At 69.3% G+C, this 20,354-nt stretch carries 21 protein-coding genes; 7 read left to right on the plus strand and 14 right to left on the minus strand.

Going from position 1 to position 20,354, the window contains the following annotated elements; all coding sequences use genetic code 11:
* Nucleotides 1-91: 91 nt before the first annotated feature.
* From ACEN2M_RS18375 to ACEN2M_RS18385, 3 genes are all read right to left on the minus strand, one after another.
* A complete protein-coding gene (locus ACEN2M_RS18375) occupies nucleotides 92-1,564 on the minus strand; it encodes a peptide MFS transporter (protein ID WP_441649586.1) in 1,473 nt (490 codons plus the stop codon).
* Nucleotides 1,565-1,876: 312 nt separating this feature from the next.
* The gene (locus ACEN2M_RS18380) at nucleotides 1,877-2,344 is read right to left on the minus strand and encodes an NUDIX domain-containing protein (RefSeq protein ID WP_441649606.1); all 468 of its coding nucleotides are present in this window, start codon (nucleotides 2,342-2,344) and stop codon (nucleotides 1,877-1,879) included.
* Nucleotides 2,345-2,454: 110 nt separating this feature from the next.
* The gene (locus ACEN2M_RS18385; protein ID WP_441649587.1) at nucleotides 2,455-2,835 is read right to left on the minus strand and encodes a VOC family protein; all 381 of its coding nucleotides are present in this window, start codon (nucleotides 2,833-2,835) and stop codon (nucleotides 2,455-2,457) included.
* A gap of 131 nt (nucleotides 2,836-2,966) precedes the next feature.
* On the opposite strand from ACEN2M_RS18385, the gene ACEN2M_RS18390 reads away from it, so the two are divergent.
* Both ACEN2M_RS18390 and ACEN2M_RS18395 read left to right on the plus strand, forming a co-directional pair.
* The gene (locus ACEN2M_RS18390; protein ID WP_441649588.1) at nucleotides 2,967-4,034 is read left to right on the plus strand and encodes a hypothetical protein; all 1,068 of its coding nucleotides are present in this window, start codon (nucleotides 2,967-2,969) and stop codon (nucleotides 4,032-4,034) included.
* Nucleotides 4,031-4,408 (plus strand): GntR family transcriptional regulator, encoded by a 378-nt coding sequence (locus tag ACEN2M_RS18395; protein WP_441649589.1) that lies wholly within the window; start codon nucleotides 4,031-4,033, stop codon nucleotides 4,406-4,408. Before ACEN2M_RS18390 ends, ACEN2M_RS18395 begins: the two co-directional genes overlap by 4 nt.
* Before the next feature lie 235 nt (nucleotides 4,409-4,643).
* On the opposite strand, the gene ACEN2M_RS18400 is transcribed toward ACEN2M_RS18395, so the two are convergent.
* The 6 genes from ACEN2M_RS18400 to ACEN2M_RS18425 all read right to left on the minus strand — a co-directional run bounded on the left by ACEN2M_RS18400 (nucleotide 4,644) and on the right by ACEN2M_RS18425 (nucleotide 11,382).
* Nucleotides 4,644-5,978, minus strand: coding sequence for an NtaA/DmoA family FMN-dependent monooxygenase (locus ACEN2M_RS18400; protein WP_441649590.1), 1,335 nt, complete (start codon nucleotides 5,976-5,978; stop codon nucleotides 4,644-4,646).
* A 52-nt stretch (nucleotides 5,979-6,030) separates the two neighbouring features.
* Nucleotides 6,031-6,810, minus strand: a complete 780-nt coding sequence (locus ACEN2M_RS18405; protein ID WP_441649591.1) for an ABC transporter ATP-binding protein — start codon at nucleotides 6,808-6,810, stop codon at nucleotides 6,031-6,033.
* Nucleotides 6,807-7,667: an ABC transporter ATP-binding protein gene (locus tag ACEN2M_RS18410; RefSeq protein ID WP_441649592.1), complete on the minus strand. Its 861-nt coding sequence runs from the start codon at nucleotides 7,665-7,667 to the stop codon at nucleotides 6,807-6,809. Before ACEN2M_RS18410 ends, ACEN2M_RS18405 begins: the two co-directional genes overlap by 4 nt.
* Before the next feature lie 24 nt (nucleotides 7,668-7,691).
* A complete protein-coding gene (locus ACEN2M_RS18415; protein WP_441649593.1) occupies nucleotides 7,692-9,323 on the minus strand; it encodes an ABC transporter substrate-binding protein in 1,632 nt (543 codons plus the stop codon).
* 68 nt (nucleotides 9,324-9,391) lie between these two features.
* Complete coding sequence (locus ACEN2M_RS18420; RefSeq protein ID WP_441649594.1) at nucleotides 9,392-10,291, minus strand: ABC transporter permease; 900 nt, start codon at nucleotides 10,289-10,291, stop codon at nucleotides 9,392-9,394.
* Entirely contained in the window at nucleotides 10,291-11,382 is a 1,092-nt protein-coding gene (locus ACEN2M_RS18425; protein ID WP_441649595.1) for an ABC transporter permease, read from the minus strand. Before ACEN2M_RS18425 ends, ACEN2M_RS18420 begins: the two co-directional genes overlap by 1 nt.
* A gap of 358 nt (nucleotides 11,383-11,740) precedes the next feature.
* On the opposite strand from ACEN2M_RS18425, the gene ACEN2M_RS18430 reads away from it, so the two are divergent.
* The 5 genes from ACEN2M_RS18430 to ACEN2M_RS18450 all read left to right on the plus strand — a co-directional run bounded on the left by ACEN2M_RS18430 (nucleotide 11,741) and on the right by ACEN2M_RS18450 (nucleotide 15,226).
* Nucleotides 11,741-12,472, plus strand: a complete 732-nt coding sequence (locus ACEN2M_RS18430) for a GntR family transcriptional regulator (protein ID WP_441649596.1) — start codon at nucleotides 11,741-11,743, stop codon at nucleotides 12,470-12,472.
* Between the two features lie 130 nt (nucleotides 12,473-12,602).
* Nucleotides 12,603-12,905 carry a hypothetical protein gene (locus tag ACEN2M_RS18435; protein WP_441649597.1) on the plus strand — a complete coding sequence of 101 codons (303 nt, stop codon included), beginning with the start codon at nucleotides 12,603-12,605 and terminating at the stop codon, nucleotides 12,903-12,905.
* A gap of 78 nt (nucleotides 12,906-12,983) precedes the next feature.
* On the plus strand, nucleotides 12,984-13,943 hold the full coding sequence (locus ACEN2M_RS18440; RefSeq protein ID WP_441649598.1) for a DUF6578 domain-containing protein: 960 nt from the start codon (nucleotides 12,984-12,986) through the stop codon (nucleotides 13,941-13,943).
* Nucleotides 13,940-14,308, plus strand: a complete 369-nt coding sequence (locus ACEN2M_RS18445; RefSeq protein ID WP_441649599.1) for a hypothetical protein — start codon at nucleotides 13,940-13,942, stop codon at nucleotides 14,306-14,308. The genes ACEN2M_RS18440 and ACEN2M_RS18445 overlap by 4 nt, the downstream gene beginning before the upstream one ends.
* A 252-nt stretch (nucleotides 14,309-14,560) precedes the next feature.
* Nucleotides 14,561-15,226 carry a DUF1294 domain-containing protein gene (locus ACEN2M_RS18450; protein WP_441649600.1) on the plus strand — a complete coding sequence of 222 codons (666 nt, stop codon included), beginning with the start codon at nucleotides 14,561-14,563 and terminating at the stop codon, nucleotides 15,224-15,226.
* A gap of 187 nt (nucleotides 15,227-15,413) precedes the next feature.
* On the opposite strand, the gene ACEN2M_RS18455 is transcribed toward ACEN2M_RS18450, so the two are convergent.
* From ACEN2M_RS18455 to ACEN2M_RS18475, 5 genes are all read right to left on the minus strand, one after another.
* Nucleotides 15,414-17,588, minus strand: a complete 2,175-nt coding sequence (locus ACEN2M_RS18455) for an elongation factor G-like protein EF-G2 (protein ID WP_441649601.1) — start codon at nucleotides 17,586-17,588, stop codon at nucleotides 15,414-15,416.
* Between the two features lie 131 nt (nucleotides 17,589-17,719).
* Nucleotides 17,720-17,869: a hypothetical protein gene (locus ACEN2M_RS18460; protein ID WP_441649602.1), complete on the minus strand. Its 150-nt coding sequence runs from the start codon at nucleotides 17,867-17,869 to the stop codon at nucleotides 17,720-17,722.
* 125 nt (nucleotides 17,870-17,994) lie between these two features.
* Complete coding sequence (locus ACEN2M_RS18465; protein WP_441649603.1) at nucleotides 17,995-19,107, minus strand: hypothetical protein; 1,113 nt, start codon at nucleotides 19,105-19,107, stop codon at nucleotides 17,995-17,997.
* Between the two features lie 146 nt (nucleotides 19,108-19,253).
* Nucleotides 19,254-19,637: a PH domain-containing protein gene (locus ACEN2M_RS18470; RefSeq protein ID WP_441649604.1), complete on the minus strand. Its 384-nt coding sequence runs from the start codon at nucleotides 19,635-19,637 to the stop codon at nucleotides 19,254-19,256.
* Nucleotides 19,638-19,749: 112 nt separating this feature from the next.
* Nucleotides 19,750-20,160: a DUF3253 domain-containing protein gene (locus ACEN2M_RS18475; RefSeq protein WP_441649605.1), complete on the minus strand. Its 411-nt coding sequence runs from the start codon at nucleotides 20,158-20,160 to the stop codon at nucleotides 19,750-19,752.
* Nucleotides 20,161-20,354 lie beyond the last annotated feature (194 nt).

Below are 20,354 nucleotides of genomic sequence, written 5' to 3' on the forward strand. Positions count from 1 at the left end.
CCGGTATGCGGGTGGCGCGCCACCCGCATACCGGCGCCTTGCCCGCATAGCCTCAAAGCGCGGGGCACACGCCGCTGCGCGAGGCAACGAGCTAGCGAACCCCGCTCATCAGCCGCAGGATCGGCTTGGTGAACGCGGCCAGGATGACGCCGAGCACGATGGCGATGCCGCCGAGCACCCCGAAGTACAGCTGCTCGGGGGCCACCGCGTACCACTCGGCCAGCAGGCCCGAGATGGCGGTGCCGAGGGCCACCGAGAGGAAGAACAGCGCAACCATCTGCGTCTTGAACAGGTCGGGCGCGAGCTTCGTGGAGACCGACAGTCCCACCGGCGACAGCAACAGCTCGGCGACGGTGAAGATCAACAGGATGCCGATCATCGCCAGCAGCGGAGTGGAGTTCGCCGCTCCGCCGGCGAAGGGCAGGAAGAGCAGGAAGGCCAGGCCCATGATCGCGGTGCCGAAGGCGAACTTCACGGGGGTGGACGGCTGCTTCGCGCCCCATTTGGTCCAGATCGCGGCGAAGACGCCCGACAGCACGATGATGAACACCGGGTTGATCGACTGCACCCACGACACCGGCATCTCCCAGCCGAAGAGCACCCGGTCCAGGCGCAGGTCGGAGTAGATCGTCACGACGGTGAACTGCTGCTGGTAGAGCGACCAGAACGCCACACTCGCGATGAAGAGCGGGATGAACGCGTAGACGCGCTTCCGTTCCACCGCGGAGATGTGTTTGTTGCTGAGAATCACGATGAAGTACGACACGGATGCCACGATCGTCACGCCGATCACGATGGTCACCAGGTTCGTGGCCGTGATGACGCCTGTGAGCACCAGCACCACGATGAGCACGATGAACGCCGCGGCGATCAGAGCGTAGGGCATGTAGCGGCTGCGCGGCAGCGGGTCGGGAACCTCACGGGACGAGTCGGGCAGACGCTTGCGCCCGAACGCATACTGGGTGAGACCGATCGCCATTCCCACGGCGGCCAGGCCGAAGCCGTAGTGGAAACCGATGGTGGACTGCAGCAGCCCGGTGAGGATCGGACCGAAGAAGGCACCCAGGTTGATGCCGAGGTAGAACAGCGAGAAACCGGCGTCGCGGCGGGGATCTTCCTTGCGGTACAGGGTGCCGACCACCGAGGTCGCGTTGGCCTTGAGGCCACCGCTGCCCAGCGCGATCAGGATCAGACCCACGATCACGCCGGCGACGCCCGGGATCAAAGCCAGGGCGATGTGGCCGATCATGATGATGAAGGCGCTGACGAACAGCACCCGTTCCGAGCCGGCCAGCCGGTCGGCGATCCAGGCGCCCAGGATCGTGGACAGGTAGACCGCTCCGCCGTACGCGCCGACGATGCCCGCCGCGGTGGCCTGCGGAATACCGAGGCCGCCATCGGCCGCGGAGTAGTACAAGTAGAGCAGCAGGATGCCCTGCATACCGTAGAAGGAGAAGCGTTCCCACATCTCGACGCCGAAGATGCTGGCCAGCGCGCGGGGCTGACCGAAGAACCGGTGGTCGTCCTGCGGGAGCTCTGATTCAGGCTGCGCGATGGTAGTCATTGTTTCGACGATACTCCTACAGGCTCCACCGGTGCCGACCGAGCCGGGACCTTCGGCCCCACAGCGCTGCGGTAGCCACCGGTCCTTTTCGAGCTCTGCGGGCTACGCGCCGCTGGGCGGGTGGCGCGCCACCCGCATAGCGGCGCGTGGCCCGCCTACCGCCGCACACGGGCATCCGCGCACGGCCCAGGGCCGGTGCCTGGCCCGCCCATCGCCGCACACGGGCATCCGCGCACGGCCGAGGGACAGCGCCTGACCCGCCTACCGTCGCACACGCGCATCCGCGCACGCCACGACCCGGGCGCCTTGACCTCAGATCCGGCCCAGCCGCTCCACCAGGGCATCCAGCACCGGCACCTGCCCGCGCACCAGCTTCACCCGCGCCTCGGTGATGCCCACCCAGCGGGCGTCATCCACCTCGGCGAACTCGCGCACGATCCCCGACCCGCGAGGCCACTCCACCGCGAACGTGTTGCTCACCAGCCGCTCCACGGCAAGGTCGGCCTCGGCCGTGAACACCGTCACGAGCTTGCCCGACGGCTGCCGGAACTCCCCCAGCAGCGCATAGTCCACCGCCGGCGGCGCCACCCCGATCTCCTCCGCGAACTCGCGCCGCGCCGCCACGAACGGGTCCTCCCCAGGCTCGTACTCGCCCTTGGGGATCGACCAGGCGGCGGCATGCTTGCGCGCCCAGAACGGCCCGCCCATGTGGGCGATCCACACCTGCAGCCCCGCCTCCGTCACCCTGTACAGCAGGATGCCCGCGCTCCGCACTGCCACCATCGACTCCCCTTTCGAGTGCGATCATTGCCGCTCCCACGGTTGCGCGCCACCCCGGGCACGCCACGTGGCGCGCACCCTGGTTCGACGGCGCCATCGGCCGCGCGGGCCTACTGCGGGTCTGCCGGCGGGTGCTCGGCCACGCAGAACAGGTTGCCCTCGGGGTCGGCCAGGGTGGTCCACTGCACGTGCGGATGCTCCTCGAGCACGTTCCACTTGAAGGTGGCGCCCAGTCCCACCAGCCGGTCGACCTCCGCCTGGCGTGAGCCCCACGGCACGGTGAGGTCGAGGTGTGAGGCCTGGTGCTCGGGCCGGGGAGCGGTGCGGGGCTGGAAGAACATCGCGAATCCGCCCGGGCTCGCCGGCAGATAGACGCTCTCGCCTCCGGGCGACGGAGTGGCGCCGGTCACGGCTGCCCAGAAGCCGGCGAGGGCCGCCGGGTTCTGCGCTTCGAGGTTGAAGGCGCCGAGGGTGATCTGATGAGCTGTCATGCCCGCGACGCTATCAGGCACCTCCGACACGCTCCGAGCATCCGGCACCTGCGCCCGCACGCCCAAACTTGTACTCGCAGAATGCTACAACTTGTGTTAGACATGTGGCACAACAATTGAAAGAGGCGCTCATGTCGCAGCACCCCCTCGCTCACACCCTCACCCACCCCCTTGCCGCCGTCGGCCCAATCGACCTCGCCGCAGCCGCATTCTCGCTGCCGCTGTTCTCGTTGATCGTGGCCGTGCTCCTGGTCGCCGGCGGCCTTCTCCTGCCGGGGCTGCGGCACCGGCTTACCGGCGCGGCCGCCCGCGGCACCACGCTGCCCGCGGTCGCCGAGCGCCACCGGCCCGAACGCCTGGCCGTGGGCATCGGCGCGATCGTGGTGATCGTCGTCTACGCCGCCGAGAACATCGTGCGCGGCTACCTGCTCAACCTGGTCGACGTCGTGGAGTGGTGGCAGTACGCGACCCCGTTGTTCACCGCGTTCGTCTGCCTCACCGTGGTTCTGGCGCTCATTTGGACCACGGGCAGTCACCGGCCGGATCAACCGGTGTTGCCCACCAGCCGCCGCACCTGGCTGAGCTTCGCACCCCGCGGCGGCCTGGTCGGCGCCGCCGCCGCGTGCCTCGCACTGCTCGTCACGACCCTCGCGGCCGGGCTGGCCTCGTCGGCCGACGACCGCGGCCGCTTCATCTACCTCGAGATTCCCGTGCCGAACACCCAGCTCGAACCGCTCCGGCCCTGGTTCTACGGCTGGGCCTACGGGCTGCCGGTGCTGCTCTGCCTGGCGGCCGTGGCCCTCGTGACCTGGTCGGCGCTGCGCCAGAACGCTCACCGGCCCTACCTGCGCCCCGAGACCGTGGCCGCGGAACGCAGCATGCGCAGCCGGGTCGCCTCCGGCGTCGTCGCCATCGCCACGGCCGCCACGCTGCTGGCCCTCGGCGGCGCGTTTCGCTTCATCGGCCGCTACGGCTCGATGTCGCAGTTGACGGTCGGCAGCAACGCCGAGAGCACCACCTACGACATGGTCTGGCAGTACGCGGAGTTCGCGAGCGCCGCCCGCTGGCTGGCTCCCGGGCTGGAGATCCTCGCGTTCGCGCTGCTGCTCGTCGCGGCACTCCGGATGCTGCGCCGCCCGGTCGTGCGGCGCCAGGGTGAGCGCGCCGAGCGCAGCAGCACGCCGGAGACCGTGCGATGAGCGCCCGCCCCACCTCGCCGCTCACGGATGAGTCGAGTCCGGCTCTCGACATCTACCGCCAGTTCCGGGGCCTGATTGTCTCGGGCCAGCTCGGCGCCGGCGAGCGCCTGCCCACCGTGCGCCAGACCGCCAGCGACCTCGGGGTGGCCCCCGGCACCGCGGCCAAGGCCTACAAGTTGCTCGAGCGCGACGGACTCGTGGTCACCCGCACCGCGGCCGGAACCCGCGTGGCCGAATCGGCGGCCGTGCTGCCCCGGGCCGTGGTGCGGCGCATCCGCGATCTCGTCGCCGAGGCCGACGCGGCCGGCGCCGACGCCGACGACGTGATCGACGTGCTGCGGGTGATCTGGCAGGCGCAGGCGGACGGTTCTTGAGGTAGGCGGGTCACACGCCGCTATGCGGGTGGCGCGCCACCCGCATAGCGGCGCCTACCCCGCCTAGCGTCCGCGACGACATCCGCGCCCCAGACCGCACGCGCCCCAGACCGCACGCACCCCACACGCCGTGCACTCCGCGCACACACCGTGCACCCCGCACACCCGCACACCCGCACACACGAACGGCACCAGCCCTCCCCCGGGCCGGTGCCATCCGCCGCAACCACTGCGCCTAGAAGGCCAGCAGGTTCTCCCGCAGGGTCTTGCCGGTGTACTCGTCGCGGATGAGGCCGCGACGGCGGAGCGCCGGCGCCAGACCATCGGAGACCAGGGCCATGTTCATCCGGGTGGTGGGCAGGTAGATCAGGAAGCCGTCGCCGCCGATCTCGTCCATCAGGTCACCCATCTTGCCGGCGACGGTGTCGGGGCTGCCGACCAGGCCCATGTCGGTGATCTGGTACGACGACGCCACGACCTCGCGCAGGGTCTTTCCCTCCGACCCTTCGAACAGGTTGAGGATGGAGGTGTGCTCGCCGTTCTGCTTCGACAGGTCGATGTCTGACACCAGGGTGTCGGGGTCGATGCCGCCGAAGTCGATGCGCCCACCCGAGGTGTACGACATGTTCCACAGGTTGTACTCGATCGCCTTGTCCGAGGCCATCCGGGCCTTCTGCGCGGCGGCCTGCTCCTCTGCTTCGGCGTCGGTCGCCGCGATCACGGGGGTGGCCAGGAACTGGAACTTCACGTCGTCGGGGTTGCGGCCGAACGAGGCCACGCGGTTCCGCATGTCGTCGCGGTAGATCTTGCCGGCGGCGCCGCTCTTCACCATGGAGATCATGGTGTCGTCGTAGCGGGCGGCCAGCTCGCGGCCGAGTTCCGAGCTGCCGGCCGAGCAGATCGGGGGCAGCCGCTGCGGCCCGGGAATGGTGTTCAGCGGCCCACGGGACTTGAAGTAGGTGCCCTCGAAGTTGATCGGCTGCACCTTGGTGTGATCGGCGTAGACGCCGGCCTCGGCGTCGGCGATCACGGCGCCTTCCTTCCAGCTGTCCTGCAGCTGCTGCACCACGTCCACCCACTCCATCGCCATGATGTAGCGCTCGTCGTGCTCGAGGTGCCGCTCGTAACCGAAGTTCTGCGCCACCCGGTCGGTCACCGAGGTGACCACGTTCATGCCCACCCGACCGTTGGTGAGGTGGTCCAGGGTGGTGAACAGCCGGGCCGCGAGGTACGGCGGGTACTGGATGGTGGAAACCGTCGGGATGACCCCGATGTGCTTGGTCGCACCGGTGATCAGCGGTACCAGGGGCATCGGGTCGTTCTTCGGGGCCATGAAGCCTCGGCGGAGGCTGGCCTCGGCGGTGCCGTTGTAGCTGTCTTCCACCATCGCCGTGTCTTCGATCAGGATGTAGTCGAAACCGGCCCGCTCCAGGCTCTGGGCGAGGTCGATGTAGATGTCCGGCTTCATCCAGTCGGTCACATTCGAGCCGGCCCAGGGGCCGTCGCCGTTGGTAGCACTCCACGGCTGAATGCCGAATCCTGAGCCGAGAAACCATCCGAGGTGGAACATATGTACTCCAGTTCTTGTAGTGAGGTGTGAAACGAAAATCAACGGACCGCGGTTACGCCGCGGTCTGCCCTTCGATGGCCTCGTAGGCGGCCACGAGGGTCTGGGTATACGGATGCTGCGGGGTCTCGAGCACGCTCAGGGTGGGGCCGTTCTCCACCACCTCGCCCTGGTTCATCACCACGAGCTTGCGGGTGAGAAAAGCCGTGGCCGGCAGCCCGTGCGAGACGAACAGCAGCCCGGCCCCATGCCCCACCGAGTAGCGCTTGAGCAGGTTGAGCACCACGCCCTGCACCGACACGTCCAGCGCGCTCACGGCCTCGTCGCAGACCAGGAGGCCCGGCCGCACGACGAGGGCTCGCGCGATCGACATCCGTTGCCGTTGCCCGCCGGAGAGCTCCCGCGGATACCGCTCGAGCAGGGCCGGGGTGATGCCGAGCTCCTGGGTGATCTCGGCGATGGCCTGGTCGGCGCCGACCACATCGTGGCCGCCGAGCAGCTGCGCGGGAACCCGCAGCGCCTCCCGAATCGTGTGCCGGGGGTCGAAGGTGGAGGTGGTGTCCTGCGCCACGAGTTGCACCGCCCGGCGGTACTCCAGCACCCCGGCCCTGGTGGACATCAGCGAGCCGAGGTCGCGGCCGTTGATGGTGACCGACCCGGCGGTGGGCTTCTCCAGACCCACCACGATCTTGGCCATGGTCGACTTGCCCGAGCCGCTCTCGCCGACGATCCCCACCCGGTCGCCCGGCTCCACGACGAAGGAGACATCCCGCACGGCCACCTTGCGCCCGTAGCTCTTGCGCACATTCGCGCATTCGATGCGCACCTCGCTCATGCGGCCTGCTCCTCGGCCTCGGCGCGCACCGACTCCAGGGTGGGCAGCTGGTCGAGCCGGGCCGAACGCAGGGTGGGCACACAGGCCAGCAGTCCGCGGGTGTACGGATGCGTGGCGTTGTCCAGCTCGCTGGAGCGCAACTGTTCCACGATCTCGCCGTGGTACATCACCACGACGAAGTCGGTGAACCGGCGGCAGAGCTCGATGTCGTGGGTGATGATCAGCACCGCCGTGCCCACCCGCTCGGCCAGGTCGACCATCAGCTGCATCGCGCCCACCGCGAGGGAGGCATCCAGCGCGCTGGTGGGTTCGTCGGCGATCAGCAGGCTGGGCTTGGACGACAGCGCGATGGCCATCATCACCCGCTGCCGCATGCCGCCGGAGAGCTCGTGCGGTTTGGCGCCCATCACCCGCTCCGGGTCAGTGATGCCCACTTCGCGCAGCCACTGCAGCGCATCCTGGGTGGCCTGCTTCTTGCCCACCTTCTCCGTCTCGCGCAGCACGGCGATCAGCTGGCTGCCGATCGACCAGACCGGGTCGAGCGAGCTCATGGCGTCTTGGAACACCATCGACAGGCCGGGGGTGCGCCGTGGGATGCGCTCCTGCTCGCCGCTTCGCGACAAGGGCACGCCGTCGAGCTCGAGCGTGGCGGCATCCACCTCGCCGGCGAGCGGGTCGAGAAAGCCGGCGATGGCGTTCGCCAGGCTGGTCTTGCCCGACCCGGACTCGCCCACCACGGCCACCCGCTCGCCGCGGCGCACTTCGAGGTTGGCGGAGTGCACCGCGACGATGTTGCCGTAGCGCACCGTGAGGTCCTGCACCCGCAGCACGGGCGTGGTTGTGGTGGTGTCGATCATGGTTGTCCCTTCGAGCCGCGCCGGCTACTCGCCGCTCAGGCTCAGTTCGGCGTAGTCGATGACGTTGTCGGTACGGAAGGCGTAGCCGTCCACGTTCGGGGCGAAGGCGTTCAGCGGCTGCACGTAGCCGATGTAGATGGTGGGCATCTCGCTCTGCAAGACCTTCTGCGCGGCGTTCCACTGGGCACCGGCGGCGTCGGCCAGCGGGTCACCGGCGGCGTTGCCCGCGGCGATCGCGTCGTTCAGGGCGGCGTTGTCGAAGTCGGGCCAGTTGATCGGGGAGCCCGGCGTGTAGAACAGCGACAGCACGTAGGGCGCGGACTGCACCACGGCGTAGTCGCGGCCCATCGAGGCCTGGAACGTCTTGGCGGCCAGGCCCTCCTGGAACGCCGAGGAGTTGACCGCGTCGATGGTGACGTCGAAGCCGGCCTCGTTCGCGGCGGACTGGATGGCCACCGCGGTTTCCTGCAGGTCGGGCACGGCGTTGTTCACGGTGATGGTGAAGGCCACGTCCTCGGTGTACCCGGCGGCTTCCAGCATCTGCTTGGCCGCGGCCGCGTCGGTGGTGTTGGCCGCGAGGCCGTCGCCGTCGAAGCCGGGGGCCGCGCTGTCGAGCATCGAGGGGATCTCCGAGAGCCGGCCCCGGTAGACGTCACTCATGATGTCCTCGTAGGGCACCGCCAGGGCGAGTGCCTTGCGCACCTCCACGTCGTCGAACGGCGCTGCGGTGGTGAGCAACGGCATGAAGACGAACGCGTTGGAGGCCACATCGAACACCTGCGCGGCATCCGCCTCGGCCAGGTCGACCTGGTCGGCCGGGCGCAGCTGGGTGGCGATCTGGGCGTCACCGCTGCGAACCAGGTTGGAGCGCTGGCCGGCGTCGGACACCACCCGTTGCACGATGCGCCCCACGGCCGGTTCACCGAGCACGTAGCCCTCGTTCGCCGTGTAGATCATCTGCTCACCCGGGGTGTAGTCGGTGAGGGCGTAGGCGCCGAAGCCGAAGTTGGCGTTGGTCTGCGACCAGACCACGCCGTAGGGGTCCTCGGGGGTGGCGTGCTCGGTGAGCACCGTGGAGTCGTAGATGTTGTACGGCGTGTTGGCCAACAGCGACAGCAGTGTGAAGCCGTAGGCGGAGTCGGCGACGGTGAAGCTCACGGTCTCGTCGTCGATCTTCACCACCTGGGTGTCCACGTCGGTGAGCGCGGGGGCGCTGATGAAGCTGACGATGCTGGTGGCGGTCTTGAACTTCCGCTGCATGGAGAACACCACGTCGTCGGCCGTGAGGTTGTTGCCGGCCGTGCTGACCGCGTCGGTGTTCAGGTTGAACGTGTAGGTGAGTTGGTCGTCGCTCACCTCGTAGCTCGAGGCCAGAACGGGTTCGAAGTCGTAGAGGTCCTGGTGCCGGGCGTCGCCGCCCTCCCCGTCGATGTAGGGGTTCTTGATCAGCGTGGAGCCGGTGTTCTGGAAGAACTCGGCGGCTTCGTACCCGGTGGCGCTGGTCTCGTAGCTGAAGCTGGACGGCTGGGCCGCCGTCACGATGACGAAGGTTCCCGCCGCGTTGTTGTTGGCACTCGAGGTGGAGCATCCGGTGAGGATCAAGGCGCCTGCCGCGGCGAGGGCAACGGCCGCGAAGGCGCGTGAGGGGTGTTTCATGGGCGTGGAGTCTCCATTCGGGTTACAGCGACGGGGGTGAGGGGGTGGACGGAAAAGAGTGGGGCGGCTCAGTGCCGGGTGCCTCGGGACCGGTTGGTGAGGCCGGCGACCAGCACGGACGCCGACCAGACCGAGAAGGCCAGCGCCACGGCGGGGAACAGCACGGGCCACCAGCGGCCCACCGCGGCATCCGGTGCGCCGAGGGCGAGCATGCTGCCCCACTCGGCCGCCGGCACCGGGATGCCCACGCCGAGGAAGCCGAGCGCCGCACTGAAGATGATGGCCATACCGAAGATCGCCGAGGAGTTCTCGATGGTGGGGCCGGCGGAGTTGGGCAGCACGTGCCGGCGCAGGATCTGCCACTCCGACTCCCCCGACATGCGGGCGGCGTCGAGGTAGCCGTCGGAGCGGGTGCGGAGCACCTCGGTGCGCATCAGCCGGGCCTGGAACGGGATGAGCACGATGGCCAGCGACATGGTGATCACCAGGGCGTTCCGGCCGAAGAACGACACGATCACCAGCCCGGCGATCATCACCGGGATGGACTGGACCAGGTCGACGATGCGGCCGAGCAGCCGGGCCGCGATGCCGAGCAGGCCGCGGCGGGACTCGTACATTCCCGAGATCAGGCCCACGATCAGGGCGACACCGGTGGCGATGACGGTGACGCAGATGGCGATGGTGATGTCGAGCCGGAAGGCCGCGAAGGTGCGGGAGAACACGTCGAGCCCGTTCGAGTCGGTGCCGAACCAGAACTCCGCGGTGGGCGGCGACGAGTTGGCGCCCACCACGGTGGTGGGGCTCTGCGGCACGATCCACGGGCCCGCGACGGCCAAGAGCAGCACGATGGCGAACGGGATGAGGTGCAGCACCAGTCGGGTGCGTTCGGAGAACCGGTGCGTGGTGCGCTCCGGCAAGACGTTGCGCATGGCGCGGTTGGAGACCGCCGTGGGAGTGGTGAGAGACATCACGCGTCCTTTCCCCCGATGCCGGGGATTCGCCTCGAGTCGAGGAGCATGGTGATGATGTCCACCAGCAGGTAGATCACCAGGCACATCGCCGCGACGACGATGAGGAACGACCGCAGCGCGAAGACATCCGAGGAGTTGACCGAGTCGACCGCGTACTGGCCGAGGCCGCCGAGGCCGAACAGGGCCTCGAGCACCACCGCCCCGCCGAGGAGGAGGCCGAAGAGCATCCCCAGCATGGCGACGCCGGAGGGCAGCGCCCGGCGGTAGATGCTGGCGAGCACCACCCGCCGGGGTGCGCCGGAGGCGACCCTGAACTTGGTGGCCGGGTCGTCGATGGCCGCGTCGAGGCTGAGGATCAGCATTTTCATGAGGATCGGCGTGTGCGCCACCACCATGACGATCACCGGCAACACCAGGTGCTGGGCGTAGGAGCTGAACGCGGCGCCGTCGCCGGCCAGCAACGCATCCAGCATCGGAAAGCCGGTGACCTGCGGCGGCGAGATGAGGAACGCATCCAGGCGGCCCGACGGCGCCGGCGCCCAGTGCAGCACCGCGTAGAAGACGAAGAGGAAGGCGATGCCGAGCACGTATTCGGGCAGCGCCCCGGCCGACCGGGCGTAGGAGGTGAGCACCCGGGCCAGGCGGAACTTGCGGTGCGTGACCACGAAGTGCGACAACAGCACCGCGGCGATGCAGGCGAAGACGAGGCCGCAGAGCACGAGCTCCAGGGTGGCGGGCACCCGGGAGGCGAAGTCCTGGGCCACCGGGCGGCCGGTGGCGATGGAGGTGCCGAGGTCGAAGTTCATCAGCTGGCTGAGGTAGCTGCCGAGCTGGGTGTACCAGGCCCCGTCGAGGCCGTAGGAGGCGCGGGCCGCTTCGAGGGCGTCGCCGGTGAGCCGGCCGCCGGTGGCCGTGACCACCGGGTCGCCGGGAATGAGCTTGACCAGGAAGAACGCGGCGACCACGAACACCAGGAAGTTCACGAAGGTGAGCAGCACCGGGCGCAGGAACCAGAACACGGTCACCGCCGACCGACGCGTGGGGGCCGGGCTGGGGCTCGGTTCCGTCCCGACGGTGGGGCCGGTCACTTTCGCTGGGGATCCCTGCCGTCTGGCTGGTGCCTGTACGGTCATCGCTATCGCCTTCCGGGTTTCTGCCGCTGGAGAACCTGAACCGAGAACCGGTTCGTTGCGACGGGGTCAACTATTCAGGGGCAACGTTTCCGGCCATGACATTCGCGGTAACTCCCGCATTGCGCGACCTGAACGAGGGCTTCGGCCCGGTTAAAATGCTGAGCAGAGTGCATATCCGAAATCTGTTACGCGACTACCCCCCGAACGGGCGGTCCGTTCAGGGCCGTTGACGGTAACCTGATCAAGCCGGGTACCAGCCGCCGACACGCTCCCCCGGGCACGCACCGCACCCGCACACACCGAAGGCACCGCGATGGCACAGGACAACGAGCATCCCCGCTCCAAAGGGGGGTCGGCCTACGGCCGGCAGATCAGCGCACGACGGGTTCGCGACCTCATCACGTCGTCGATCCGGGATGGCCACATCGCGCCAGACGATCCCCTCGCCGAAGAAGACCTCATGCTGCTGTTCAGCACCAGCCGCGGGTCGGTGCGGGCGGCCCTCACCCAGCTGCGGGACTCGGGCTTCGTGGAACGCCGCCGCCGGGTGGGCACGAAGGTGAGCCACATCGGCGTGAGCGTGCCCCTGACGGATATCAGCTCCGACAGCAACGACATCCTGATCACCGTCATCGAGGAACGCGAGGTGCCCAACTTCCCGCTGGTGCGCGAACGCCTGGCCCTCGACGAGCCGAGCCTGCGGATGGTGGAGAACACCTTCAGCACCGCCGGCGAGGTCATCGGCATCCGCACGGCGTATTTCTCCACCCGCATCTTGGGCGACCCGAGGGATCTGAGCGGCCCGGTGACGATGGTCGACACCATCACCTCGTTCTTCGGCATGACGCCCGGGGAGGTGCTGGTCTCGATCGGCAGCGACATCGCCGACGCCCACACCGCCCGCGTGCTCGGCGTGGCCGAGGGGGTGCCGCTGATCGTGCGCGAGATGACCTACTTCTCCAGCGACGGCGAGCCGATCCAGATGGTCTTCGACAGGTTCCGCGGCGACAGGGTGCGGCTCGAGGCCACGGACTGGACGGTCTGAGCGCCGGGGGTGCGGCCGGCCGTTTCTGGCAATTCCGGTCCACTTCGTGACGAATGCCCGAGCGTGCCCCTCTTAGAGGTGAGGCAGGTCATCGCCTCGTGCCCGTTTCGTTTCGTTGAAAGGAACCCCCATGAATGACAAGACCGCCCAGCAGGCCCACGACCTCGTCGAAGACACCGTCACCAAGGCCGGCGAGATCACCGAGCAGGCCCGGCACGCCCTCGACGACACCGTGACGAGCGCCAAGGCCATCATTCGGGACTTCGACGACAACGCCGGCTCCACCGTGACCGCCGTGCGCAAGTTCGCCGCGGATGCCGTCGACAAGGTCACCGCCGCCTACAAGCGCAACCCCACCCAGGTCATCGCCCTCGGCACCTTCGCCGTCGCCGTGCTCGCGGCCCTCGGCACCCTCGTGAGCAAGCGGCGGTAGTCAGCGGGCGCGGGCGGCGCTCGCGGTTGCTCAGAGCGGCCCGGCGGCTCGTGGGCTCGGCGGCTCTAGGCTGAGGCCATGGAGATCGAGGTCGTCATCGTGGGCTGGGAACAGGACTGCTGCGGCAGCCCGTTCCAGGTCGGCGAGCCGGCGACCTGGAACATCCTCGCCGCTGAGCCGAACGCCTCGCACGCCGCCGACCCGCAGCCCGGCACCGCCGCCCGGTTCGTGGAGGAGCACCACGACCAGACACCGGCCGACGTGCCGCACTGGAAGGTCACCGGCACCGTCGTGGCGATCACCGGGATCCGCTATCCCCGCATCCCGGCACCCGGCCTGTCCGGCACCTACACCGCCGATCTCTCCGCGCCAGAGTCGCACCCGCTCAACACCGTCGGCGATCCCGACGAGCTCGATTTCAGTGAGTACCGGGTGCTGCTCGACGTTCCGCCCGGCACCGAGCTGCCGGCGCACACCCTCAGCGCCGAGGCGATTGCTCGCCAGGCAGACCAGGCACGCACCATCGAGCGCAACCGGCTCCGCATGGGCGACCCGGTCGGGTTGCTGCTCGAAGCCCTCGCCGACGACGCCGCGCGACGCTACGCCCACCTGGCCCGCTCCACCCGGGCCACCGGCAGGTCCGCAATGACCCTGGAGCCGAGCCGGGCGGAGGCGGCGGCCATCCGTTGGCTGCGCAGCGAGGACGAGCACGACGACGGCATCACCGTGCAGGTCGGCGACGGCAGCTGGCGGCTGCCGGCAACCGACGTGGCCCTGGTGCGGGAGTTTCTCGACGCCGCGGTGCACGGCCGGGTGCTCGAACACGTGCGGCCCGCCGAGAACCCCTCCCGGCTCGACACCGAGGTGCTCGCGGCGGATGGCCGCAGCTGGACGGCCACGCGCACGTTCGCTCCGTTCGGCGCCGGCGGCATCGTGGCCAAGCGGCTCTGGGACCGGGTGCAGCGCGGCGAGCACCGGTACAGTCGGTGGGATGCCGGCGAGCCCGCCTCAGGCATCACCGGAAGGTCGCACCCGTGAACGGAACCGTGCCGCGCCCCGGCCCCCAGAACCCCCGACCGCTGTTCGTCGCGCTGGTCGTGGCGATCGACCTGATCGCCGTCGCCATCGCGTTCTGGCCGGTGCTCTTCCTGGGCTTGGGCATCCAGGCCATCGGCGACACGAACGGGTGGTGGCAGGGTGACCCCAACTCGAATGACGGCGAGGAGGTCTTCGCCACCATCATCGGAGCCGCCGGCCTGCTCCTCGTGCTCACGGCCGCCGCGCTCCCCGTGGCGCTCCTCGCCCGGCGGCTGCGCCAACCGGTGCTGCGCTCCACCGCCCGCAACACCCTCTACATCCTGGGCGCCTGCCTGGTAATGGGCATCCTGGCCTTCGCGCTCTGATCGAATCTGGCCGGTCGGGTGGGTTGGCTCTGACCTTGCCGATCCGGCCCCGCTCTGGCACCTTTTTGGCTCTGATCCGGCACCGCCGAGCGGTGGATGGCGACGTGCGCGGGCAAGGCGCCGGTATGCGCGTGGCGCGCCAGGCGCATAGCGGCGCGTACCCCGCATACCTCTCCGCGAGGTGCTCTTCGACGGCCCGCTGGGCACCGCCCCCGTCGTTGCCCGGTGCGGGCGCCCGTTACGCTCGAAGCCATGGGTTCCCGAACTGAGCGCGTGCACGGCACCTTGACCTCCTGGGACGACGACCGCGGCTTCGGCTTCATCACCGCCGCGCAGGGATCCGACAAGACCTTCGTGCACATCAAGTCGTTCCCCACCCGGCCGACGAGACCGCAGCTGGGCGAGGCGCTCTCGTTCGAGGTCGAGCGCTCGGCAGACGGCAAGCGTCGGGCCACACGGGTGCAGGTAGCCGGGCAACGGATGCCGTCGCCAGCGCGCCGCGGCACCTCACCCAAGCGCTCAAGCGCGTCGCCCCAGCGCTCAGGCCCCGCGAGCTACCTCCCTATCCTCCTGTTCGTGCTCGGCTACCTCGTGGTGAACGCGCTCTGGCCGATCCCGCTCTGGGTCGCGGGTCTCTACCTCGGCGCCAGTATCGTCTGCTTTCTCGTCTACGCGGCCGACAAGTCCGCGGCCACCAACCGGCGCTGGCGGGTCTCGGAGCAGACTCTGCTGCTGCTCGGCGTCATCGGCGGCTGGCCGGGTGCCATCGTCGCCCAGCAGACGCTGCGGCACAAAACCCAAAAGGTTAGCTTCCGCTCCGTATTCTGGGTCACCGTCTTCCTCAACCTGATCGCCTTCGCGCTGTTCGCCACGCCCGCCATCGCCCTCCTCCTCGAAACCGCCCGCGCGCCACAATAGCCCGCCCGCCCCGCAATGACTGGCCCACTTTCGCTAGTCGCGCACGCCTCGCAACTAGCAAAAATGGGCCACCCATCCCCGTCAGAGCCGGCCCAGCCCCCACCATGACTGGCCCACTTTCGCTAGTCACAACCGCCCTCCAACTAGCAGAAGTGGGCCACCCATCCCGGTGAGACTGGGCGGCGCCTCAGGCGTGCGCGGCGGCCGAAGCCACCTTGGCCGGCACCGGCTCGTGCCGCAGGTAGCCGCGCCGGAACACCCCGCTGCCCGCGGTGAGGGCCCGGAGCTCGATGGCGTACCGCAGCAGCTCGGCATCCGGAATCTCGGCGCTGATCTCGGTGCGCTCCGCGCCCACCGCGGCCGTGCCGGTCATGTGGCCCCGGCGGGTGGACAGGTCGGTCATCACCGGGCCCACGTAGGCGTCGGGCACGGCGATCGTCACCGCGGAAACCGGCTCCAGCAACTGGATCCGGCTCGCCGCCGCGGCCTCCCGCAGCGCCAGCGCTCCGGCGGCCTGGAACGCGGCATCCGACGAGTCGACGCTGTGCGTCTTGCCGCCCACCAGCGTCACCCGGATGTCCACCACGGGGAAGCCCGCCGCCACACCCTTGGCCATCTGCGCCCGCACGCCCTTCTCCACCGACTCGATGTAGTGCTTGGGCACCGCGCCGCCCACCACCCTGTTCACGAATTCGAAGCCGGCGCCGCGCTCCAGCGGCTGCACCTCGATGTCGCAGATGCCGAATTGGCCGTGCCCGCCGGACTGCTTGACGTACCGGCCCCGGGCGGTGGCCGGGGCGGCGAAGGTCTCCCGCAGCGGGGTGATCACCTCCACGGTGCGCACGTGCACACCCTGGGCGCGCAGCCGGTCCAGCACCACCTCGGCGTGCGCCTCGCCCATGCACCAGAGCACCAGCTGATGCGTTTCGGCGTTGTGTTCCACCCGCAGCGTCGGGTCGACGGCCGCGACCTTGCCCAGGTTCTTGGCCAGCGCGTCGTCGTCGCTGTGCGCCTCGCCCTCCACCGCCACCGGCATCAGCGGCTCCGGCATCTCCCAGGCCGCCACCAACAGGGGGTTCTCCCGGTCGGAGACGGTGTCGCCGGTCTCGGCGTCGGTGAGCCGGGTGAGCGCGCAGATGTTGCCCGCCACACAGAACGGCACGGGTCGCAGGGTCGCCCCGAGCGGGGATTGCAGGTGCGTGACCCGTTCGTCGCTGTCGTGATCTACATGGCCGCGCTCGGTGAGCCCGTGCCCGCCGATGTGCACGATGGAGTCCTCCCGGATGGTGCCGGAGAAGATGCGCACCAGGCAGACCCGGCCGAGGAACGAGTCGATGGTGGTGCGCACGACCTCCCCCGCCAGCGGGCCGGACGGGTCGCAGGCCAACGGTTTCACCGGCCGGCCGTCCAGGTCGGTCGCCGTGGGCAGCGCCCGCTCCAGCGGCGACGGGAACGCACCGGTCAGCAGCTCCAGCAGTTCGCTCAGGCCCACCCCGGTCTCGGCGGATGTCGCCAGCACCGGGTAGAAGCTGCCCCGAGCCACTGCGATCTCCAGGTCGGCAACCAGGATGTCCCTGGCGATGTCTGCGCCACCGAGATAGCGCTCCATCAGGGTTTCGTCCTCGCTCTCGGCGATGATCCCCTCGAGCAGCGCGGCCCGGGCCGGCCCCGTCTCGCTGAGTTCAGCAGCGGTCGCCGGTCGCTCGCGAAGGCTCGAGCTGGGTTCGCCCGCGCTCACCGACACCGTGCCGGTGAGCAGGTTGAGCAGCCCGGTCACGGCGCCGCCGGTGAGCATCGGCACGGCCAGCGGCAGCACCGCCGGCCCGAAGCTCTCGCGGCACTCCGCGAGCACCGCCTCATACGCGGCCCGCGGATGGTCGACCCGGCTGATCACCACGGCGCGCGGCATCCCGGCTCGCTCGCACTCCGCCCAGAGCGCGGTGGTGGCCGCGTCGACGCCGTCCACGGCCGAGACCACGAACAGTGCCGCATCCGCTGCCCGCAGCCCGGCTCGCAGTTCGCCGATGAAGTCGGCGTAGCCCGGGGTGTCGAGCAGGTTCACCGTGAGGTCGCCGACGGCCAGCGGCAGCACCGAGAGGGTCACGGAGCGTTGCTGGTGAATCTCGGACGGGTCGGTGTCGCTCACCGTGCTGCCGGCCTCGATCGACCCCATCCGGGTGAGGGCGCCGGTGGCCGTGAGCAGCGCCTCGGCGAGCAGGGTCTTGCCGCCGCCCGAGCGGCCCACCAGCGCCACGTTGCGGATCTTCCCCGGATCCCGAACCGGGGCCGCCGATGCGGATGCCCGCCGTTGCTCCGCGCCGCCCCGGCTCGCCCCTGGTGACGCATCCTGTTTGCCCGACATGACCAGCTCCCGACGTCGTTGTCTCGCACCGTTGCAACCAATTGACACCCAGACCTCGCCAAACGGCAAGGGCCGGGCGGTGCTCGAGCCGTGCAACGGTGCCGGACCGCGTCGCAACGAGGCCGGTGCGGTCACTCGGGCGGGCGCGGGGTTTCGGTCTTCAGCCAGGTGGCGTGATCCCTCAGCCCGAACCGCACGCCGAGTCGGATGACCCAGAACAGAGCGAACGCGGCAAGCGCGACGACGAGCAGGTAGATGAGAATCCCCAGAGCACTGAACATGGGCCCAACCTATCGACGATGTACACCAAGCCGAAATACCGCCGCTGGAGACGACATCGAAAGGGCTTCCGCCTCGAGCAGTTGCGCGACCGCAGTTCGCCGGTCAATCGCGTTCGTGCCCCGTTTCATGACGGCGCAATGACCCCGGCGATGACCAGCGGCCCGAGCAACGCCGTGAGCGTCGCCGCCGCCCCCACGATCCACACCCGGCGGTGCTCGCCCCGCGGCGAGCGCCGCATCGCGAGCACCGTGGCGAACACCAGTCCGGCGGCCACGGGCAGGAACGCCAGTTGCCGGGGCAGTGTGTCGAGGGGCAGCAGCCGGTCGGCCCCGTACAGGGCCAGCACCAGCGCCGGGATGCCCAGGCCCAGCGACGCCACCGCGGCCAGCGTGTTGAAGCTGGTTTGGGCATCCGCTTCGCGCGAGCTCGACACCGACGCGGCGGCCGACAGCAGCGCGTGCACCGCCACCGATTCGGCAGTCAACTGGCTGCCCAGTTCGGTGCACTGCCGGATCGCCGCGTCGTGCAGGCGCATCCACGGTCGGGTGAGCACGGTGGCCGGCGCGAGATGGGTGACGATGGCCGGATTCAGCAGCACCCGGTGCGCGTGGTACGCCGGCGAGTCGGTGAGATGCACCCAGAGCCCCTCGCGCACGGCCTCCCGGGTGCTGTCCGCGGCACGACCGCAGATGATGCCGAGCTGCAGCAGCGCCGACACCACGGATGCCTGCGACCCGTGCGCGGTGGTCCGGGTGCTGGTCTCGGCCAACTCCAGTTCCAGCGCGTACCGAATTTCACGGAGATCGGCCGCGGCGTTGCGGGAGCGCTCCGCGAGCCCCTTCGCCAGGTCGGCGGCGAGGTACTCCAGAGAGGTTTCGTCCTCGCCGGTCGGGACCTCGAGCGGGTGGGCGAGCTCCAGGGTCAACGCGGTGCTCGCGGCCGCCCACCGCTCAGCGTCCTCGTCGGTGTCAGCGGCGATCGGGGCGAACAGGGAGGTGTGCTCTTGCCGGGCCCAGATGCCCTGCAGAAACACCTCGAACGCCACCGACACCGGTCCGCTGGCCACCACCCGCACGCTGCCCGTGGCCAGATGCTGCTGACCGTTCACGCTGAACGATCGCACCAGGGGCACCAGCCGAATAACGCTGGCCCCGCCTGGCGCACCGAGGTAGTCCACCCGGGTGCGGGCCGTCATCGCCTTGCCGCTGATCCGAACCGACGGGTCGAGCAGCGTCACGAACCACGGCGGTGACGGCGGGCGACGTGTGCACTTCAGCGGCTGAGGTCATGGGCTAAACCTAGCGACCCGGCGGCCGCCCGGACGGCGATTCCTCAGGTCACGAGGTCATTCGAACCAGCGGGACCTTGCGCTGCCGGGTGACGTTAGACGATCGCCAGCTCAGCGCCGAGCACGGCGTGGGTGATGAGGCGATCGAGGGCCCGAACGTCTACGGCCTTGCCCACCTTGATCTTGATGTGACCGGCGCGGGTCCACAGCTCGATCTCACCATTAGTGTCGAGCGACCCGGCGTTCTCCGACGACCACATGTTCACGCTGGAATAAGGGAGCGAGTACATCTCCACCTTCTTGCCGGTGATCCCCTGCGCATCCCGCACGATGAGACGCTTGGTCGTGAAAATCGCGCTGTCCCGGAACGTCTTGTACGCGGCGATCGCCTTCTCCCCGGGAACAAGCATGGGCTCTACATCAGCCGGGATCGGAGCCTCGGAGACGAATGTCCAGGAGGTGATGGCAGCGGTTTCCATGGGGATCCTTTGGGTCAGAGTTCACCACATCGAAACGGATGTGGCACCGCCACTGTATTGCCCGCTCGCCAGCGACTCTCCTAGTGAAATGCCCCCACAGCGGGGCAGGGCCCTACCGCGGCCGGCGCAACCGGATCGGCCCCTTCGTGGTCGACGGATCGACCACGGACCCGCCCTGCGTGATCTGCAGTTCACCTCGGGCGACCATGCGCCGAGCAGCTCGCCGGGCCGGCTCCATCAGGTCACGCCATGCCTCGCCGCCGATCGCCCGCGCCGCGTCGGACGGACAGATCGTGGCATCCTGCGCCCGCGCGTCGAGCAGCGTCAGGATGGTCTCTTCGAGCCGGAGGTCAGTCTTGTTGACACCGTGCGTGCGGCAGGCGGCCGAGCAGTACTTCACCGCATCCCAGTTGTGGGCCCACTTGGCCCGCCACTGGATGCGCCGGCCGCACGAGGCGCAGGTCTTGTCTGCCCGTTCACCGGGGGCGTCGGTCGAGGCGGGGGTGCGTTGCCGGTGAGCCATGCTTCTATCCTGCGTGATCGCGGTCGCGGTACGTGGTCGGCCAGTTGCCACTCGGGCCACCACCGACGTGTTCACTGCACCTCGTACAGTCCAACGGGGAAACAATAAGGGGGGGGGGGGAACACACAAAGGGGGGGGAAAGAAGACCGCGGAAGAAAAAAACCAACGCCCACCCAACGAAAAAGCAACCCAAA

Origin of the sequence: Cryobacterium sp. W22_MBD10_FK3, from assembly GCF_052113745.1 — a bacterium.
Classification (GTDB): Bacteria; Actinomycetota; Actinomycetes; order Actinomycetales; family Microbacteriaceae; genus Cryobacterium.

What these genes read in the sequence shown, in the direction of transcription:
- ACEN2M_RS18415 (WP_441649593.1), bottom strand. Translation starts at nt 9,323, where the DNA reads ATGAAACACCCCTCACGCGCCTTCGCGGCCGTTGCCCTCGCCGCGGCA.
- ACEN2M_RS18450 (WP_441649600.1), top strand. Translation starts at nt 14,561, where the DNA reads ATGGGTTCCCGAACTGAGCGCGTGCACGGCACCTTGACCTCCTGGGAC.
- ACEN2M_RS18440 (WP_441649598.1), top strand. Translation starts at nt 12,984, where the DNA reads ATGGAGATCGAGGTCGTCATCGTGGGCTGGGAACAGGACTGCTGCGGC.
- ACEN2M_RS18405 (WP_441649591.1), bottom strand. Translation starts at nt 6,810, where the DNA reads ATGAGCGAGGTGCGCATCGAATGCGCGAATGTGCGCAAGAGCTACGGG.
- ACEN2M_RS18435 (WP_441649597.1), top strand. Translation starts at nt 12,603, where the DNA reads ATGAATGACAAGACCGCCCAGCAGGCCCACGACCTCGTCGAAGACACC.
- ACEN2M_RS18470 (WP_441649604.1), bottom strand. Translation starts at nt 19,637, where the DNA reads ATGGAAACCGCTGCCATCACCTCCTGGACATTCGTCTCCGAGGCTCCG.
- ACEN2M_RS18475 (WP_441649605.1), bottom strand. Translation starts at nt 20,160, where the DNA reads ATGGCTCACCGGCAACGCACCCCCGCCTCGACCGACGCCCCCGGTGAA.
- ACEN2M_RS18460 (WP_441649602.1), bottom strand. Translation starts at nt 17,869, where the DNA reads ATGTTCAGTGCTCTGGGGATTCTCATCTACCTGCTCGTCGTCGCGCTT.
- ACEN2M_RS18385 (WP_441649587.1), bottom strand. Translation starts at nt 2,835, where the DNA reads ATGACAGCTCATCAGATCACCCTCGGCGCCTTCAACCTCGAAGCGCAG.
- ACEN2M_RS18410 (WP_441649592.1), bottom strand. Translation starts at nt 7,667, where the DNA reads ATGATCGACACCACCACAACCACGCCCGTGCTGCGGGTGCAGGACCTC.
- ACEN2M_RS18420 (WP_441649594.1), bottom strand. Translation starts at nt 10,291, where the DNA reads ATGTCTCTCACCACTCCCACGGCGGTCTCCAACCGCGCCATGCGCAAC.
- ACEN2M_RS18455 (WP_441649601.1), bottom strand. Translation starts at nt 17,588, where the DNA reads ATGTCGGGCAAACAGGATGCGTCACCAGGGGCGAGCCGGGGCGGCGCG.
- ACEN2M_RS18390 (WP_441649588.1), top strand. Translation starts at nt 2,967, where the DNA reads ATGTCGCAGCACCCCCTCGCTCACACCCTCACCCACCCCCTTGCCGCC.
- ACEN2M_RS18375 (WP_441649586.1), bottom strand. Translation starts at nt 1,564, where the DNA reads ATGACTACCATCGCGCAGCCTGAATCAGAGCTCCCGCAGGACGACCAC.
- ACEN2M_RS18400 (WP_441649590.1), bottom strand. Translation starts at nt 5,978, where the DNA reads ATGTTCCACCTCGGATGGTTTCTCGGCTCAGGATTCGGCATTCAGCCG.
- ACEN2M_RS18395 (WP_441649589.1), top strand. Translation starts at nt 4,031, where the DNA reads ATGAGCGCCCGCCCCACCTCGCCGCTCACGGATGAGTCGAGTCCGGCT.
- ACEN2M_RS18430 (WP_441649596.1), top strand. Translation starts at nt 11,741, where the DNA reads ATGGCACAGGACAACGAGCATCCCCGCTCCAAAGGGGGGTCGGCCTAC.